At 49.1% G+C, this 17,361-nt stretch carries 16 protein-coding genes; all 16 read left to right on the top strand.

What is annotated here, in order from left to right:
• Positions 1-9: 9 nt before the first annotated feature.
• Positions 10-372 carry a cell division protein FtsL gene (gene ftsL / locus KNO68_RS02100; protein WP_015881305.1) on the top strand — a complete coding sequence of 121 codons (363 nt, stop codon included), beginning with the start codon at positions 10-12 and terminating at the stop codon, positions 370-372.
• Positions 372-2,519, top strand: coding sequence for a penicillin-binding protein (locus tag KNO68_RS02105; protein ID WP_215111991.1), 2,148 nt, complete (start codon positions 372-374; stop codon positions 2,517-2,519). Before ftsL ends, KNO68_RS02105 begins: the two co-directional genes overlap by 1 nt.
• Before the next feature lie 57 nt (positions 2,520-2,576).
• The gene (locus KNO68_RS02110) at positions 2,577-3,881 is read left to right on the top strand and encodes a UDP-N-acetylmuramoyl-tripeptide--D-alanyl-D-alanine ligase (RefSeq protein ID WP_214684535.1); all 1,305 of its coding nucleotides are present in this window, start codon (positions 2,577-2,579) and stop codon (positions 3,879-3,881) included.
• Positions 3,882-3,902: 21 nt separating this feature from the next.
• A complete protein-coding gene (gene mraY / locus KNO68_RS02115; protein ID WP_215111992.1) occupies positions 3,903-4,862 on the top strand; it encodes a phospho-N-acetylmuramoyl-pentapeptide-transferase in 960 nt (319 codons plus the stop codon).
• 13 nt (positions 4,863-4,875) lie between these two features.
• Positions 4,876-6,213: a UDP-N-acetylmuramoyl-L-alanine--D-glutamate ligase gene (gene murD / locus KNO68_RS02120; protein WP_078146649.1), complete on the top strand. Its 1,338-nt coding sequence runs from the start codon at positions 4,876-4,878 to the stop codon at positions 6,211-6,213.
• Entirely contained in the window at positions 6,210-7,286 is a 1,077-nt protein-coding gene (gene murG, locus KNO68_RS02125) for an undecaprenyldiphospho-muramoylpentapeptide beta-N-acetylglucosaminyltransferase (protein ID WP_215111993.1), read from the top strand. Before murD ends, murG begins: the two co-directional genes overlap by 4 nt.
• A gap of 14 nt (positions 7,287-7,300) precedes the next feature.
• Positions 7,301-8,071 (top strand): cell division protein FtsQ/DivIB, encoded by a 771-nt coding sequence (locus KNO68_RS02130; protein WP_214687899.1) that lies wholly within the window; start codon positions 7,301-7,303, stop codon positions 8,069-8,071.
• 227 nt (positions 8,072-8,298) lie between these two features.
• Positions 8,299-9,585 carry a cell division protein FtsA gene (ftsA, locus tag KNO68_RS02135; protein ID WP_078146652.1) on the top strand — a complete coding sequence of 429 codons (1,287 nt, stop codon included), beginning with the start codon at positions 8,299-8,301 and terminating at the stop codon, positions 9,583-9,585.
• Between the two features lie 46 nt (positions 9,586-9,631).
• The gene (gene ftsZ / locus KNO68_RS02140) at positions 9,632-10,774 is read left to right on the top strand and encodes a cell division protein FtsZ (RefSeq protein WP_015881313.1); all 1,143 of its coding nucleotides are present in this window, start codon (positions 9,632-9,634) and stop codon (positions 10,772-10,774) included.
• A gap of 51 nt (positions 10,775-10,825) precedes the next feature.
• Entirely contained in the window at positions 10,826-11,587 is a 762-nt protein-coding gene (gene pgeF, locus KNO68_RS02145; protein WP_214687901.1) for a peptidoglycan editing factor PgeF, read from the top strand.
• Complete coding sequence (locus KNO68_RS02150; RefSeq protein ID WP_214684527.1) at positions 11,584-12,237, top strand: YggS family pyridoxal phosphate-dependent enzyme; 654 nt, start codon at positions 11,584-11,586, stop codon at positions 12,235-12,237. The genes pgeF and KNO68_RS02150 overlap by 4 nt, the downstream gene beginning before the upstream one ends.
• A gap of 23 nt (positions 12,238-12,260) precedes the next feature.
• Positions 12,261-12,731, top strand: coding sequence for a cell division protein SepF (locus KNO68_RS02155; RefSeq protein ID WP_214687903.1), 471 nt, complete (start codon positions 12,261-12,263; stop codon positions 12,729-12,731).
• Between the two features lie 4 nt (positions 12,732-12,735).
• Positions 12,736-13,005, top strand: a complete 270-nt coding sequence (locus KNO68_RS02160) for a YggT family protein (protein WP_015881317.1) — start codon at positions 12,736-12,738, stop codon at positions 13,003-13,005.
• 3 nt (positions 13,006-13,008) lie between these two features.
• Entirely contained in the window at positions 13,009-13,779 is a 771-nt protein-coding gene (locus tag KNO68_RS02165; protein WP_078146656.1) for a YlmH family RNA-binding protein, read from the top strand.
• An 18-nt stretch (positions 13,780-13,797) separates the two neighbouring features.
• On the top strand, positions 13,798-14,346 hold the full coding sequence (locus tag KNO68_RS02170; RefSeq protein ID WP_074037318.1) for a DivIVA domain-containing protein: 549 nt from the start codon (positions 13,798-13,800) through the stop codon (positions 14,344-14,346).
• A gap of 275 nt (positions 14,347-14,621) precedes the next feature.
• Positions 14,622-17,348 (top strand): isoleucine--tRNA ligase, encoded by a 2,727-nt coding sequence (gene ileS / locus KNO68_RS02175; RefSeq protein WP_215111994.1) that lies wholly within the window; start codon positions 14,622-14,624, stop codon positions 17,346-17,348.
• Positions 17,349-17,361: the final 13 nt, after the last annotated feature.

The following is a 17,361-nucleotide window of genomic DNA, read 5'->3' on the forward strand; positions in this document are numbered from 1 at the left end:
GGATACCTGATGCCAGAAGCTGCCCGTAAGGCGTTGCAGCCTCAAGTAACACCGAATCGAAATCCGATTCCGCAAGAACGACCAATACCTGCTCCAAAACGACGCACGTTGACCTTGTTTGAATCGATCCTGTATCCAGTGATGATTGGTTCAGTGGTCATGTTCGGTGGCATCACGGTGTCGAAGCACAATGAAGCGTATAATATTATGCGTGATACAGCAGCCGTCAATCAGCAGGTCGACGGGGTTGCAAAAGAAAACGAAGAACTAAAGTATGAAATCGCCCAATTAAGCTCGCCCGAAAGAATTTATGCGATTGCCGAGAAGCTCGGAATGAAATTCAATGAAAAGAATGTCAAGGTGATTGATTGATGAATTCTTTAAAACAGAGTAAAAAAAGAGTGGCGTGGGTAGCGATTGTCTGCTTCACCCCGCTCTTTTTATTTTTTGTTGGATGGTTCCTTTATTTATCCGTCACCCATACGTACAAAGGGGAGAACATGCTCGCATTCGCGGAAGAGCAACGGTGGAAAGCGGTCAGTACGTTAGAAGCGGAACGGGGCGAGGTGTATGATCGCTTCGGTCAACCGATTGCCATCAACATTCCATCATACCGGCTCGTTGCCGTTTTGAAACTCGGTGGTGAGCGGGTCAAAGGGAAGACGCTTATGCCCGATGAGTTCGCCGAAGCGGCAAAGCAATTGTCGACCGTGCTTCCTATGACAGAAGCCGATTTATTGAAACGGCTTGAACAAAATGCCGACCTTGGACAGATCGAGTTCGGTGTTCCCGGTCGTGACTTGACCGTAGAACAAAAAGAAGAGATTGAAGCATTCAATCTTAACGGCATCACGTTTGTCGAGGAACCGAAGCGCTATTACCCGAACAAAGTATTTGCTTCCTCGGTAATCGGATATGCCCAGAAAATTGACCAGAACGGTCGTATCGAACTCGTCGGTGAATTAGGGATTGAAAAGTCTCTGAATGATATTTTAAGTGAATCGTACGGTCTGTATCGATTTGAGAAAGATTTGGCAGGTCGTGAACTCGTATCGAGTGACGAGCAGTTGAAGATTGAACCGGAAGACGGGGCGGACGTCCAATTGACAATCGACCACAGAATCCAACAGTTGCTCGAAACGAAGATGAATGAGTTGTATGAGGAGTATGAGCCGAAACATGCGACGGCCATCATCATGGACCCGAAAACGGGAGAGATCATCGCACTATCGGACCGACCATCGTTTGATCCGAACACACGCGAGATTTCTTCGTACAGTAACTTCTCTGTTTCGTCTCGATTCGAACCTGGATCGACGATGAAGATCTTTACGCTCGCGGCAGCCATCAACGAAGGCGTGTACAATCCGAATGAGCTGTATGAATCCGGTTCATACAAATATGGCAAGACGGTCTTCAATGATTACAACATTACGGGATGGGGTACCATTCCTATGGTAGAAGGCGTCTGGCATTCGTCGAACGTCGCATTCTCGATTTTAGCGAACGAACGACTTGGTCTCAGTCGATATGAAGATTACTTTAAAGCGTTCAAGTTTGATCAGCGGACAGGAATCGATTTGCCTGGAGAGGTCAATAGTCAATTCGATTTCGAAAGTCCGATGAACGTCTTGATTACGGCATGGGGACAATCGACAGCGGTGACACCGATGCAAATTTTGCAAGCGACATCGGCCATCGCAACGGATGGGACGATGAAGCAACCGCACCTCATCAAGAAAATCGTCAACAGCGAGACCGGCGAAACGATTCGGACGACCAATCCGAAAGAAGTCGGTCAACCGATCACGGCGGAGACAGCCAAAAAGACACGTGAAGCGCTCGACGGTGTCGTCAATAGCGATGTGGGAACCGGGCAACTGTATGCGTTAGACAACTATCGTGTCGTCGGAAAGACCGGTACCGCTCAAATCGCCGAGAACGGAAAATATTTGAGTGGACAGTATATTCACTCATTCGTCGGGATGGCTCCGGAAGACGATCCGGAACTTGTCATGTATATCGCGGTGGACAGACCGAACAGTGACTCGTCTACGACCGGGCCACGAATCATGGCGCCACTTTTCAAAGACGTGATGGATGTCGCATTACGTTACCGGAGTGTCGAGCCTGAAAAACAAGAAAAAGCAGTCGAAGCCTCGACGAAGACAACGTCTTCTTATATCGGTCAAAACCGTGAAGAGGCAGTGAACGCATCGACGGAGAATTCCTTCAATCCGATCGTGTTAGGTGATGGAGACGAAGTGATTGCGCAGAGTCCTGTGAAAGGACAATCTTATGTCGTCGGTGAACGATTGTTGCTAAAAACGAGCGAGTCGTTTACGATGCCTACATTAAAAGGTTGGTCGTTACGTGACGTCAAACGTTTAGCGACCCTTTATCAATTAAATTTAGAAATCGACGGTACCGGATTTGTCACATCGCAATCGATTGGCAAAGGGAAACCGGTCAAAACAGGTGCCTCCTTGAAAGTGAAGTTGGAGACACCGTCGAATTAACGCACGAGATGAAGAGGGCTGCGGCTCTCTTTTCCTATGTAAGAGGAGGAAGTTTGTATGGAACAACTGACAGTTCAAAAATTGGCATCATGGTTTGGGATGGATCTACATGACGAGCGTCTCGTCGAACGGGTCGCCACAGATTCGAGAGATGCAAACGAGGCGGGTCTCTTCGTCCCAATCGTCGGGGCGCGAGTCGACGGCCATGACTACATCGAGGCGGCCGTTGAAAAGGGTGCGATTGTCACGTTCTGGGAAGAGGGTCGCCCTCAACCAGACAACCTGGTTGTCATCCCTGTGAAATCGACGGTCGAGGCATTGCAAACGGCAGCAGCCCGATATTTAGAAGAGATTAATCCGCTCGTCGTCGCCATTACGGGCTCGAATGGGAAGACGTCGACAAAAGACATGGTCGCTGTCGTGCTCGAGGAGAAGTTCAAGACGCATAAGACAGCCGGAAATTTCAACTCGGACGTCGGCTTGCCACTTACCGTTCTCAGAATGCCACTGGATACGGAAGTAGCCGTCCTAGAGATGGGAATGAACGGATTCGGTCAAATCGAGACGCTGTCAAAACTCGCCAAGCCTGATGTGGCGTTTGTGACGAATATCGGGGAGTCCCACGGTGAACAAGTCGGCGGACGGACAGGTATCGCCAAGGCGAAACTTGAGATCAAGGCCGGTCTCAAAGCAGACGGTCGCTTGATCGTCGATGCGGATGAGCCACTTCTTTCCGGTCAAGGCTATCGTGTCGGATACGATGAAACGGCAGACGGGAAAATTGAAGTGATCGAAACGACATTTGACGCATCGATCTTTAAATACAACGGGGACTTGTATGAACTAAAGGTGCTCGGTGCCCATCAGATTCGAAACGCAGCCTATGCAATCGCGTGTGGACTTGCGTTCGGTCTCGATCATGCGATGATTCAACGTGGCCTAGACCGAATCAAGTTGACATCGATGCGGATGGAAAAACAGATGTTCGGCGAAGCTCACCTCATTAACGATGCCTATAACGCAAGTCCGACGTCGATGATTGCAGCGATTGAGACAGTCAAGTCGCTTGAAGGATTCTCGAAGCGTGTGCTCGTCCTTGGAGATATGTACGAGTTAGGAATGGATGAACAACTGCAACACGAACAAGTCGGTGGCGCGGTGACATCTCCCGTGACCGATTGTATTCTTGTTGGAGACAAGGCAAAATGGATCGCGGATGGGATTCAAGATTCACGAGTGAACGTTAAAATGGTCCCGACGGTTGAGGAAGCGAAGGCGCTCCTTCATCATTATCAACGACCGGATACTGTGGTATTGTTAAAGGCATCTCGAGGACTGGCGCTTGAGCGTCTTGTTCAATAAATAGAGTAGTGAGGTAGCAACATGTTAATTAGTTTAATCGTATTAATCAGTTCATTATTAAGTGTCTTGATCGTGATGCCGCGAGCCATCCCAGCATTGCGTCAATTAAAGTTCGGACAAGAGATTCGTGATGAAGGTCCAGGTTGGCACCAGAAGAAGTCGGGTACACCGACGATGGGTGGGATTGTCATCCTGCTCGCCATCCTCGTCGGATTCATCGTATCCGTCATCTTCGGCGAAGCGGTCGCAGGATTCGGTACCCTTCTATTCGTTACGATGGCATTCGGTGTCATCGGTTTCTTGGATGACTACATCAAAGTCGTCAATAAACGAAACCTCGGATTGACGTCCCTTCAGAAGTTGATCGGTCAAATCGTGGTATCGGTATTGTTTGCATGGTTCTTGTCACTCGGAGGAGACCTCGATACATCAATCTCGATCCCGTTCACGTCGATTTCGTTCGATACTGGATGGTTCTATATCGCCATCGTCATCTTCTGGCTCGTCGGGTTCTCGAACGCTGTCAACTTGACGGATGGATTAGACGGACTCGTCTCGTTCTCGGCCATCCCGACGTTCACATTCTTTGGGATTTACGCCCTTACACAAGATGAACTTGGGATTGCTTGGTTCGCGTTTGGGGTCGTCGGTGCCTTGATCGGGTTCCTAGTCTTCAATAAGTATCCGGCTAAAATCTTCATGGGGGACACCGGTTCGCTCGCACTAGGCGGAGCCGTCGCTGGACTCGCTTTGATGTTGAAGCTCGAATTACTTCTCGTCTTCGTCGGCATCATCTTCGTCATCGAGACGTTGAGCGTCATCTTGCAAGTCATCTCGTTTAAAACGACGGGGAAACGACTCTTCAAGATGAGTCCGATCCATCACCACTTCGAAATGGTCGGGTGGTCAGAATGGCGCATCGTACTCACGTTCGGAGGCATCAGTTTAATTACAGCAGGTTTATCATTACTACTCATGTAAAAGGGTGAGACAGATGGAAAAGCAATGGCACGGTAAAAAAGTTCTTGTCCTCGGTGCTGCGAAGAGCGGTATTGCGGCGGCGACATATCTGCATCATGCGGGAGCAGATGTGACGATCAATACGGGGAACATCCCTCCGGAAGACGAACAGGAAAAAATTCAGGCGCTCGGGATTCAATCGGTGTTTAACGAGCATCCCCTCGCTCTGTTGAATGAGACAGAGGTGATTGTCAAAAACCCAGGCATCCCGTATCAGATTCCATTGCTTCAGGAAGCGATGTCTCGTCATATCCCGATCTATACTGAAGTGGAACTTGCTTATTTAGCAACGGAGGCGGAATTTGTTGCTATCACTGGCTCAAATGGGAAAACGACAACCACGACACTCGTTTATGAATTGCTCAAAGGTGGGGAGCGTCCGGTGCATCTTGCGGGAAACATCGGATTCCCTGCGATTGAAGTGGCGTCTCAGGCGAAGGCGGGCGATTTGATTGTGATTGAATTGTCGAGTTTTCAATTGATGGGGATTGAGTCGTTTCATCCTCGCTCGGCGGCACTACTCAATCTATCGGAAGCTCATTTGGACTATCATGGGGATTTTGATGCGTATGCGGATGCAAAAGGAAACTTGTTCCGTCGAATGACGAATGCAGATCAAATCGTCGTGAAAGTGACAGATCCGGAAGTGATGAAACGTGTCCCGGGAGAGATTGAACCGACTACGTTCAGCTTTGACCGGGGTGACGCTTCTGTCGTCGATGGATGGGTCACGGTTCGTGGTGAAAAAATCATGCCGGTAAATGAGTTGGCATTAGGCGGGGCGCACAACGTGGAAAATGTATTGGCTGCACTACTTTTAGTGGAACCATTCGCTATTCCACGTACGCATATCGAACGTGTGTTACGAAACTTCGGTGGCGTCGCGCATCGGACCGAGAGTCTCGGTGATGTGCTCGGACGTGCCGTCTACAATGATTCGAAAGCGACGAACAACGTGGCGGCGGAAGCGGCGTTACGTGGATTTGACGCCCCAATCGTCTGGCTTTGTGGTGGTCTCGAGCGTGGTGCGGACTTATCTTCGCTCGCCCCGGCTCTCTCAAACGTAAAAGCTGTCATCGCGTATGGTGAGACGAAAGAGCGTTTTAAAGAGCTCGGCGAGTCCCGACAGATTCCATCTTTCACCGTCGAGACGTTGGCAGACGCCGTTCCGCTCGCGTTTGAGCAATCCGAGACGGGAGACGTCATCTTACTCTCACCCGCTTGTGCTAGCTGGGATCAATTTAAAACGTTTGAAGAACGAGGCGAGCAGTTCGTTCAACTCGTCCGTTCATATGAGGAGGCGAACCGATGAAAATCATGATTTCTGGTGGTGGTACCGGTGGTCATATTTATCCGGCACTCGCATTGATTGAAACGCTAAAAAAACGTCACCCGGATTTACAGGTACAATACATCGGGACGGAGAATGGGTTAGAAGCTGATCTCGTACCGCGAGCCGGTGTCCCGTTCAAGTCGATTCAAATCGCAGGTCTGAAGCGTTCCCTTTCACTCGAGAACGTGAAGACAGCCTACTGGTTTTTGAAAGCCGTTCGGGCATTGAAAAAAGACATGACGGCGTTTAAGCCGGACGTCGTGATTGGGACGGGTGGTTTCGTATCCGGCCCCGTCGTCTATACGGCACAACAGCTTGGGATCCCCACGATTCTGCATGAACAAAACAGTATCCCAGGATTAACTAACAAATTCTTATCGAAGAATGCCGATCGGGTTGCCCTCTCGTTCAAAGGCTCAGATGTCCATTTCCCGGGTTCGAACGTTCGCTTGATTGGAAACCCGCGTGGTAGCGAAGTCTTGCAAACGGAAGTCGATGAGGCGTCCGTCCGCGAACAGTATCGTTTAGATGACCGTCCGATCGTCTTGGTGTATGGTGGGAGCCGCGGAGCCGAGGCAATCAACCGAGCGGTCGTGGAAGCGATCCCGTCGCTCTCAGAATTGCCAATCAACGTCCTTTACGTCACGGGGAAAGTGCATTTCGATGCGGTGTCGAAACAGGCGCCATCTTCTGACAATGTACACATCCATCCATACGTGTACGATATGCCATCTTTACTCGCCTGTACGTCACTCGTCATCTCACGAGCTGGCGCTTCGACGATTTCAGAATTGACCGCCCTTGGTTTACCGAGCATTTTGGTACCTAGTCCGTACGTGACAGCTGACCATCAAACGAAAAATGCTTCGGCCCTCGTCGAGAACGGGGCGGCCATCCTTGTGAAAGAAGAGGCGTTGACGGGTGTTACGCTCGTAGAAGCGATTCGTCAAGCACTCGAACAGCGTGATGAGATGGCGAACGCATCGCGTGCACTCGGTTTCCCGGACGCGTCAGATGCATTGGCCGACCTGGTAGAAGAAGTCATTCAATAAAGGAGTAGAACCCGATGGAACCAAGCCAACAAACGGTACGTAGTCTCGAAGACCGTATTCCATACATGAAAAAACAACGGCGTAAAAAAGCGAACCGTCGGATGTTCTCTGTACTCTCACTGTTTGGAATTCTCATCCTACTCGTGGTCTACATGCAGACTTCGATGTCGAATGTGAAAGAAGTGAAGGTATCGGGTCTTTACTGGTTAGAAGAAACGTACGTGTTTCAGGACATGAAGCTCGATTCATCGACGAAGTTTGTCAGTCTGTCCCCAAACAAGATGAGTGAACAGATGGAAAAGTTGCCTGGTGTCAAACGGGTAGAAATCGATCGTTCTTGGTATAACAAGGTTCAAATCACCGTGACAGAAGAGAAAATGATCGCTTATGCGAAAGCGGAAAAAGGAGATGTCGTCGTGTTAGCCGACGGTTCACTCCATCCGACCGGAGCCATCACCGATCCGCAAAAGCTAAAGGACGGACCACTCTTACGAGAGTTCAACACGGAAGCAGAACTCGAAAAGATCGCAAGTGAACTCGAGCGGGTCGATGATGCGACACGGGCTCGTATGTCAGAAGTGATTTTATCGAAACGAAAAGATGAGCCGACGCGATACGAGATTTTTATGAACGATGGCAACACGTTACTCACACCGACATTGAAGTTAAGCGAGACCGTATCAAAGTATGGAGAAATTTATGAAAACATCCCGAAAGGTGAGCGTGGGACCGTCGTCATGGATGGTGGTTTTTATTTTGTTCCATACAAGAAAACGAATGAATAATCAGTTATATTACAGTCCTTAGACACATAAGGGCTGTTTTTTTGTCGTTTGTAAACGAATTGATAACGCGAAACCGCTTAAATTGTAGGATTCTACCTTTTCTCACTATCTTATTTGTTGTAAACTTAGACGTGAGATATCTTGTCGAAACCAACAATTTTTTTGGATATCTGTATATGTGTCAAGCAATTGGAACAGAAAAATTATAGAGCGGAGGTGTTTCCCTTTTGGAAGCGAATGGTTATGTGGCCGCATTAGATATTGGAACGTCAGAGATTAAGCTCGTCGTCGGTGAATTGCTCGGCGGAACGCTTAATATTTTGGCAGAAGGGTGTGCACCGTCTGCGGGTGTAAAACGTGGCGCTGTCGTAGACATCGATAAAACAGTCCAAGCGATCAAACAGGCCGTTGAGCATGCTGAGACATCGCTAGGTGATCAAATTCGATCAGTATACGTTGCCATCGAAGGGGAGCATATCCAAATTGCCCCATGTCATGGAATTGCATCCGTGAAGCGAGAAGATCAAGAAATTACCGACGCAGACGTGATGGAAGTCATCAACTCGGCACAAGTGATGCGATTACCGGACGAGATGAGTGTCATCGATGTGATCCCATCTTCATTCACGGTTGATCAGCAAACCGGCGTTGTCGATCCACGGGGCATGTTAGGCTATCGACTTGAGATGCACGGGAAAATGGTGACCGGGTCGAAGACCATTTTACATAGTATTCGTCGTTCGATTGAACGGGCAGGATTACAACTCGAAGGTTTTATTCTAGGAAACCTTGCCCTCGGTATGAGCGCAGCTTCTGTAGATGAAATCGATTTAGGAATCGGGCTTGTCGATGTCGGACATGAAAAGACGACGGTCTCCGTATTTTATCGGGGAGATCTCGTCTACTCGTATATCCTCCCGGTCGGTGGAGATCATATGACGAGAGACTTGGTCTATAAACTCAATTGTAAATATCAAGACGCCAAAGTGGCGAAAGAAGAATATGGTCTCGCTCTTGAAGAAATGGCTGATGAGACAGAAGGTTTCTCCTACACGAACATCAATGGGGAAGTGGCGTTCGAACCACAGTCAGAAATTAGCTACGTTTTAGAAGCGAGAATAGAGGAAATGTTTACCCTTATGTTGAATAAGGTTCAAAAAGTAGGTGTTCCGATGCTGAATGGCGGATACTTACTTTGCGGTGGGGCAGCTGCTCTACCTGGTATTCAGGAGTTGGCGACTCGTATTATGGGCCAAAAGACGAGATTGTATCAACCATCGTCGATTGGTGTCAGACATCCAAAATACGCGACAGCCGTCGGCGTGTTGAAATATGTCTTGATGAGTGATCATCATGTTTCGAAATCTCAGCTTGAAAAACCGGAAGTTCGCCAGGAAACACTTCACAAGAAGCCGGAAGCGACCGATATTCATGTAGGAGAGAACGAATACGAGAGCGATCAAGAGTCGAAAAAAGGGTTTAGTCGTTTGATGGAAAAATTATTTGGCGTTTAAGCTGACGATGTAATACAACTTGGAAAATACGTAGGGGGATACCTGAATGATGTACTTTGATGAGGCGATTGACGCCGTAGCGAAAATTAAAGTAATTGGAGTCGGTGGCGGCGGGTCAAACGCCGTTAACCGCATGATTGAACATGGGGTACAAGGAGTCGAGTTCATCGCAGTCAACACGGATGCACAAGCGTTGAACATGTCGAAAGCCGACGTGAAGCTTCAGCTTGGTGCAAAATTGACACGTGGTCTCGGTGCAGGTGCGAACCCGGATATCGGTAAAAAAGCGGCTGAAGAAAGCCGCGAACAGTTGATTGAAGCACTTGACGGTGCGGACATGGTGTTCGTCACGGCTGGGATGGGTGGCGGAACCGGAACAGGTGCCGCTCCAGTCATCGCCGAGATTTCAAAAGAAATCGGCGCACTCACGGTCGGTGTCGTGACGAAACCGTTCATGTTCGAAGGACGGAAGCGTATGCAACACGCACAGCACGGCATTCAAGCGTTCAAAGAAAAAGTAGATACCCTCATTGTGATTCCGAACGATAAGCTCCTTGAAATCGTGGAACGCAACACACCGATGATCGAAGCGTTCCGTGAAGCGGATAACGTCCTCCGTCAAGGTGTACAGGGGATCACGGACTTGATTGCCATCCCGGGTCTCATTAACCTCGACTTCGCGGACGTGAAAACGATCATGACGGAGAAAGGGTCTGCCCTCATGGGTGTCGGTGTCGCGACAGGTGAAAACCGTGCCGTTGAAGCAGCGAAGAAAGCCATTTCGTCACCACTTCTCGAATCTTCAATCGAAGGTGCGAAAGGTGTCTTGATGAACATCACTGGTGGACTTAGCCTCAGCTTGTTCGAAGTGACAGAGGCGGCTCAAATCGTTCAAAGTGCGGCCGATGAAGAAGTGAACTTGATCTTCGGTTCGGTCATCAACGAAAACTTGAACGATGAGATCATCGTCACCGTGATTGCAACTGAATTCGCTGAAGAAGCACAAGGGACGAACCCGTTCCTTCAGCAGCCGAAAAAACAGCCTGAGGTTGAGAACAAGGAACCCCAACCAAAAGCAAATGAAGCGGCTCAACAAGACGAAGGGAACTTCCATCGCCCAGTGTATGGAGGAGACGTCCCAGACGAGACGATCAACATCCCTGCGTTTGTGAGACAACGCCGTAACTAAACAACTAGGGGTGCCGGTACTCGGCATCCCTTTTTCTAAAAGGAGAGACCGATGCAACTGCTACATACTTGGGAAACCGAAACAGCCCGTTATCATGCTTACGTGACGACACGAAAAGATGGACACAATGCGGGAAACGTCGGACTGCACGTGGGCGATGAAATCGACCGCGTCGTCGAAAATCGGCAACAGTTCTTTCAACAAGCTGGGCTCGCGTTAGAGGACTCCGTGTGGGCGGATCAAGTGCACGGCACAGCGGTCCAGGTCGTCGATTCGTCGGACAAAGGTAAGGGTGCGTTTCGATATGAAGAGGCGATTCCGAAAACAGACGGTCTTCTCACGACCGAAGACGCGCTACCGTTAGCCCTCGTCTTTGCTGATTGTGTGCCTCTCTTCTTCTGTGCGAAAGATCATGGGGTCATCGGCATCGCTCATGCTGGGTGGAAGGGGACGGTCGGAAACATCGTCAAGACCATGATGCAGATGTTTGCTGAGAAGGGAATCGAGGCGACCGATGTAGAAATGCTCGTCGGTCCGTCCATCTCAGGAAGTGACTATGAGGTCGATGGTCGTGTCCTGCATGCCGTCCGGGACGTTTCGCCGGTCGCATATGAACGGGCAGTGCGAAACGAATCGGGAGACCACGCCCTCTTGTCCCTTCAAACCGTCAATGAAGTATTGGCAAAAGAACATGACACTGCGGTCATGCAATCGAATTTAACGACTGGCGCGGACAGCCCGTTTTTCTCCTATCGAGACGGAGAGACGAAACGTCGGTTTGCGGCAGTCATCGTCAAGGAGCGGAAATCGTGAGTATTTCAGATAATGTAAAACAAGTTCAATCCATCATTTCATCACACGTTCAAGAAGTTGAGCCGACACTCATCGCCGTCACGAAATCCGTAGGCGTCGATGTGGCCAACGCTCTTTACGCAGAAGGAATTCGTGATTTCGGAGAAAACCGTCCGGATTCACTGCTCGAGAAAGTTGAAGGGATGCCGAAGGATGCCAGATTTCATTTTATCGGTACGTTACAGACACGAAAAGTGAGACAAATCATTGATTACGTCGCGGCCATCCACTCTCTTGACCGGTTGTCTCTCGCAGCAGAGATTGACAAGCGCGCGAACGGGACAATCGATTGTTTCGTTCAAGTGAACACGTCAGGAGAAGATTCAAAACATGGTCTCGAAATAGAGGAAGTCGTGCCCTTCATCGAGAACTGTAAACAGTATCCTCATATTCGAATCATCGGGCTGATGACGATGGCACCGTTCACTGAAGAAGAGTTCGTCCTTCGTGAAACGTTCCGCCGTCTCCGTCATCTACGTGATGAAGTGAAGGCAAATGCGTATGACCACGCACCATGCACGGAGCTGTCGATGGGGATGTCAAACGATTATCCAATCGCGATTGAAGAAGGCGCATCGTTTGTTCGTATTGGTACCGTACTTGTGCAATAATATATCTTAAGGAGGAATCCGTTATGTCAATCAAAAACAAAATGAAAGATTTCTTTGGACTCGAAGAAGATCCGAACAACACATATGATGAAGAAGAGTATGCTGTCGCAAATGCAGCAGCTCCTTCTACAACCGAAACATCGGTTGTCAGACAGGATGATCGTCCAAAATCAGCGAACAATCTCGTGGCGTTAAATACGAAAAAGAAAGACCGTTCGAAAGTCGTATTGGCTGAGCCACGTGTGTTCGCTGAAGCGCAAGACATTAGCGATCATTTGAAAGAAAACCGTGCTGTCATCGTCAATCTTCAGCGCATGTCAAAAGAGCAATCGCGTCAAGTCGTCAACTTCCTCTCAGGTGTCGTATACGCCCTTGAGGGATCGATGACTTCGATTGGACATAACACGATTCTGTGTACTCCGAACAATGTCGAATTGACTGGTTCAATCTCAAACTTGATCTCGGAGGATGAACTTCACAGTAAAGGGTGGTAACTGAATGGAAAACGTAATCCCTGCCTTAGGCAACACGTTGAGCGACTTACTTGGCATCTATAGTTGGGTCCTCATCGGCTATATCTTATTATCGTGGTTCCCGAACGCACGCGAATCTAAATTTGGTCAAATCTTATCGTTTTTGTGTGAACCGTTCTTGGCGCCGTTTCGCCGAATCATCCCGCCGATTGGTGGCATGCTCGATATCTCCCCAATCGTCGCGTTGTTCGTGCTTCGCATGGCACAAGCCGGAATCGCTGCGATCTTTGGGTGACGTATGAGCGTCTATGACCATTATCGACCAAGTGAACGCGCGTTCGTGGAACAAGTGCTCGACTGGGTACAACAAGTGGAGAATAGCTATGTGTTGAAATTGACGGATTTTCTCGATCCACGTGAACAGCAAATCGTCAAACAACTCGTCGGGAAACAACTTGTCATTCATGATGATGGCGGATTTGAAGGCGCGGAACGACGTCGTCTGATTTTAGCGCCGGATTACTATGAACTCAATCCAGATGATTTTGAGATTGAGATCCGTCGAATCGAGTACCCAACAAAATTCGTGGACTTGACGCATCGACAAGTGACAGGGACATTGCTGAACGCTGGACTGAAACGTCAAAAGTTCGGAGATGTCGTTCTTGACGATGAGATTGTACAATTTGCGACGACGCGTGAAGCGGTCGGGTTCATTGAAATGAATCTTGAACGTGTCGGAAAAGCGAGAGTTCGCATTTCTTCCGTGCCAAAAGACGAGGTTCTTGTCGTCCCTGCGACCGAATGGATCGAAGGGTTCGGCATCGTCTCTTCCTTACGATTTGATACGGTCGCAAGCGAGGTGCTTAACATCTCTCGGCAAAAAGCGCAGGCGCTCGTCAAACATGGCGACTGTAAAGTGAATCATAAAGTCATTGAAGACGCGAGCTTCATCCTTGAACCGGATGATCTTTTATCCGTCCGTGGATATGGTCGCATCAAATTGATGGAGATTCTCGGATCGACCAAACGTGAAAAAATTAAAATCCAGTATGGCACCATACGTTGAAATTAGGAGGAAAGTCGAATGGCGTTGACACCGATTGATATTCATAATAAAGAATTCTCTTCCCGTTTTCGTGGGTACGACATCGATGAGGTCAATGAATTTTTAGATCAAATCATTAAAGAGTTTGAACTATTGATTCGTGAGAATCGACGGTATGAAGAACTTGTCAACGATATGCAAGCCCGCATTGACTACTTCTCCTCGATGGAAGATACGTTGAACAAATCGATTATCGTCGCGCAGGAAGCGGCGGAAGAAGTGAAGAACAATGCTCAAAAAGAAGCGAGTCTCATCTTGAAACAAGCGGAACGTGAAGCGTTCGCTCGTGAAGAGGAAGCGGCGCGCAAAGAGCAACTTGCTGAACGAGAAGTCGTTCAAATGCTCAAGAAAGTCGAGTTGTATCGGACACGCTTCCGCGTCCTCGTCGATGCGCAAATGGAACTTCTCAACAGTACGGAATGGGAAACGATTGTCGGGGAACCGCCTGTGCAGACGGTTCTTGACGATAGAACAGAACTTGCGTATAATGACGACGAAGTCACACGTAATGAAGAACAACACGGATAAATGATCAACACGTTGAGTAGGACGCGTCGATCGAGTCATACCTACGAAGCGACTTAGGGACGGTGAGAGCCTAGGAGAAAGACTTGAATCGGTATCCCCTATGAGTCGTCACGCTGAACTGAAGTAAGCGTGACCGCCTGACCTCGTTATCGGTTACCGAGAGCGGTCTCATGATGATGAGACTAGTAGGGTGGTACCGCGAGTCAACCAACTCGTCCCTATCAGGGATGGGTTGGTTTTTTTGTTTTCTAAAAAATGTTGATGGAGGAGTTTCGATGAACTACAAAGACACGCTATTAATGCCAAACACAGAATTCGCGATGCGTGGGAATTTACCAAAGCGCGAACCAGCGATGCAAACAGAATGGGAAGATATGGACCTTTACAACAAGGTGCAAGAAAAAAATGCTGGGAAACCACAATATATCTTACATGATGGACCTCCATATGCGAACGGTGACATCCACATGGGACACGCGATGAACAAAGTATTGAAAGACATCATCGTTCGTTTCAAAGGGATGAACGGCTATCAGTCTCCAATGATTCCAGGATGGGACACGCACGGTCTTCCAATCGAGAACGCCCTTCAAAAAGCAGGCGTCAATCGTAAGGAAATGACAGTCGCGGAATTCCGTGAAAAGTGTGCAGAGTATGCGATGGAGCAAGTGAACTCGCAACGCGAACAATTCAAACGTCTCGGTCTTCTCGCAGACTTTGAGAACCCATACATCACGCTCCTTCCTGAATACGAAGCGGCACAGATTCGTTTGTTCGGGTCGATGGCTGAGAAGGGTTACATCTACAAAGGGAAAAAACCAGTCTACTGGTCGCCGTCTTCTGAATCGGCACTCGCGGAAGCAGAGATTGAATATTACGATAAAAAATCACCAGCCATCTACGTGGCGTTCCGTGTCGTGGACGGTAAAGATACGTTGACGTCAGATGATCACTTCGTCATCTGGACAACAACGCCTTGGACAATCCCGGCGAACCTTGGGATTGCGGTGAGTGACGAGTTGACTTACACGCGAATCGAACATGAAGGAAAAGGCTATATCGTCGCGGAAACGCTCGTCGAAGAAGTGACGGCAGCGCTCGGATGGACGGATTACACGGTGAGCGGGTCTTGGAACGGACGTGACTTCGAGTACATGACGGCTCAACATCCATTGTATGACCGGACGTCACTCGTCATCCTCGGCGACCACGTCACTGCGGATGCGACTGGACTCGTTCATACAGCACCTGGACACGGGGAAGACGACTATCGTGTCGGACAGGCTTACGGATTAGACGTCCTTTGCCCGGTGGATGACCGTGGCTACATGACAGACGAAGCCCCTGGTTTCGAAGGTCTCTTCTACGAAGATGCGAACAAACAAATCGGTATGAAACTTGAAGAGAACGGCTACTTGCTCAACTTGAAGTTCATCAAACACTCGTACCCGCATGACTGGCGTACGAAGAAACCGGTCATCTTCCGTGCGACGCCACAATGGTTCGCATCGATCAAAGATTTCCGTGAAGACATGCTCCGTGAAATCGAGGAAGTGAATTGGGTCCCTGAATGGGGAATGACACGTCTTTACAACATGGTCCGTGACCGTGGAGACTGGGTCATCAGCCGTCAGCGTGCTTGGGGTGTTCCAATCCCAATCTTCTATGCGGAAGATGGAACGGAAATCATCACGAACGAGACGATTGACCACATCGCGAACCTGTTCCGCGAGCACGGGTCGAACGTTTGGTATGAGCGTGAAGCGAAAGACCTTCTCCCTGCAGGGTTCACTCACCCGAACAGCCCGAACGGAGAGTTCCGTAAAGAACTCGACATCATGGACGTCTGGTTCGATTCAGGTTCTTCACACGCTGGTGTATTAGAAGAACGCGAAAACCTTCGTCGTCCGGCAGACCTTTATCTTGAAGGATCGGACCAATATCGTGGTTGGTTCAACTCATCACTCTCGACGGCCGTTGCGACGACTGGGAAAGCACCGTACCGGAACGTCTTGAGTCACGGATTCGTCCTCGATGGGGACGGACGCAAAATGTCGAAATCGCTCGGTAACACGATTGCACCGAATGATCTCGTGAAGCAGTACGGCGCCGAAATCGTACGCCTCTGGGTCGCATCCGTCGACTATCAGTCTGACGTACGCGCGTCACACGATAACTTCAAACAAGTGTCAGAAGTTTACCGGAAGATGCGTAACACGATCCGCTTCTTACTCGGGAACTTGAACGGGTTCGAGCCGTCGATGCGTGTCGCATTCGAGGATATGCCGGAAGCGGACCGCTTCATGGCGACGAAGCTCAAACAATTGCAGAAAAAAGTTGTCAAAGCATATGATGAGTTTGACTTTATGGCCGTGTATCACTTCGTTCATAACTTCTGTGTCAACGAGTTGTCATCGTTCTACCTCGACTTCACAAAAGATATCCTATATATCGAACGTGAAGACGATCTCCGTCGTCGTGCCGTTCAGACGGTCATGTACGATGCCGTCGTCCTCTTGACGAAACTATTGGCTCCAATCCTTCCACACACTGCCGATGAGGCATGGAAAGAAGTGCCTGGAAAGTCAGAAGCAAGCATCTTCTTGACGGATTTAGAAGAAGTAGATGCATTGACTGCTGACGAACAAGCGTTGCTTGAGAAATGGTCGAAATTCCTCGTCTTCCGTGACGATGTCCTCAAAGCGATCGAAATCGCACGTGGCGAGAAGTTGATCGGGAAACCGCTCGAGGCGAAGTTGATTCTCGCACCAAAAGCAGAGACTGCCGACTTGTTGAACACGATCGACAACGTCAGCCAACTGCTTCAAGTATCGCAAGTGGAGTGGGCTGAGACGGCAGACGTCGATTATGCGACGACGAAAATCACAGTCATGAAAGCAGATGGAGCCGCTTGTGCACGTTGTTGGACATACTCGACAGAGCTTGGACAAAACGAAGAGCATCCAGAGCTTTGCCCACGCTGTGCATCAGTAATCGGTTAAGACGAACCGGAGT

Source organism: Exiguobacterium sp. s75 (assembly GCF_018617145.1).
Lineage (GTDB): Bacteria > Bacillota > Bacilli > Exiguobacteriales > Exiguobacteriaceae > Exiguobacterium > Exiguobacterium profundum.

Excerpts from the sequence above, each read along its gene's own strand:
- KNO68_RS02110 (WP_214684535.1), top strand. The coding sequence starts at position 2,577 with ATGGAACAACTGACAGTTCAAAAATTGGCATCATGGTTTGGGATGGAT.
- murD (WP_078146649.1), top strand. The coding sequence starts at position 4,876 with ATGGAAAAGCAATGGCACGGTAAAAAAGTTCTTGTCCTCGGTGCTGCG.
- KNO68_RS02160 (WP_015881317.1), top strand. The coding sequence starts at position 12,736 with ATGGAAAACGTAATCCCTGCCTTAGGCAACACGTTGAGCGACTTACTT.
- KNO68_RS02170 (WP_074037318.1), top strand. The coding sequence starts at position 13,798 with ATGGCGTTGACACCGATTGATATTCATAATAAAGAATTCTCTTCCCGT.
- ftsZ (WP_015881313.1), top strand. The coding sequence starts at position 9,632 with ATGATGTACTTTGATGAGGCGATTGACGCCGTAGCGAAAATTAAAGTA.
- KNO68_RS02105 (WP_215111991.1), top strand. The coding sequence starts at position 372 with ATGAATTCTTTAAAACAGAGTAAAAAAAGAGTGGCGTGGGTAGCGATT.
- mraY (WP_215111992.1), top strand. The coding sequence starts at position 3,903 with ATGTTAATTAGTTTAATCGTATTAATCAGTTCATTATTAAGTGTCTTG.
- pgeF (WP_214687901.1), top strand. The coding sequence starts at position 10,826 with ATGCAACTGCTACATACTTGGGAAACCGAAACAGCCCGTTATCATGCT.
- murG (WP_215111993.1), top strand. The coding sequence starts at position 6,210 with ATGAAAATCATGATTTCTGGTGGTGGTACCGGTGGTCATATTTATCCG.
- KNO68_RS02155 (WP_214687903.1), top strand. The coding sequence starts at position 12,261 with ATGTCAATCAAAAACAAAATGAAAGATTTCTTTGGACTCGAAGAAGAT.
- ftsL (WP_015881305.1), top strand. The coding sequence starts at position 10 with ATGCCAGAAGCTGCCCGTAAGGCGTTGCAGCCTCAAGTAACACCGAAT.
- KNO68_RS02165 (WP_078146656.1), top strand. The coding sequence starts at position 13,009 with ATGAGCGTCTATGACCATTATCGACCAAGTGAACGCGCGTTCGTGGAA.
- ileS (WP_215111994.1), top strand. The coding sequence starts at position 14,622 with ATGAACTACAAAGACACGCTATTAATGCCAAACACAGAATTCGCGATG.
- KNO68_RS02130 (WP_214687899.1), top strand. The coding sequence starts at position 7,301 with ATGGAACCAAGCCAACAAACGGTACGTAGTCTCGAAGACCGTATTCCA.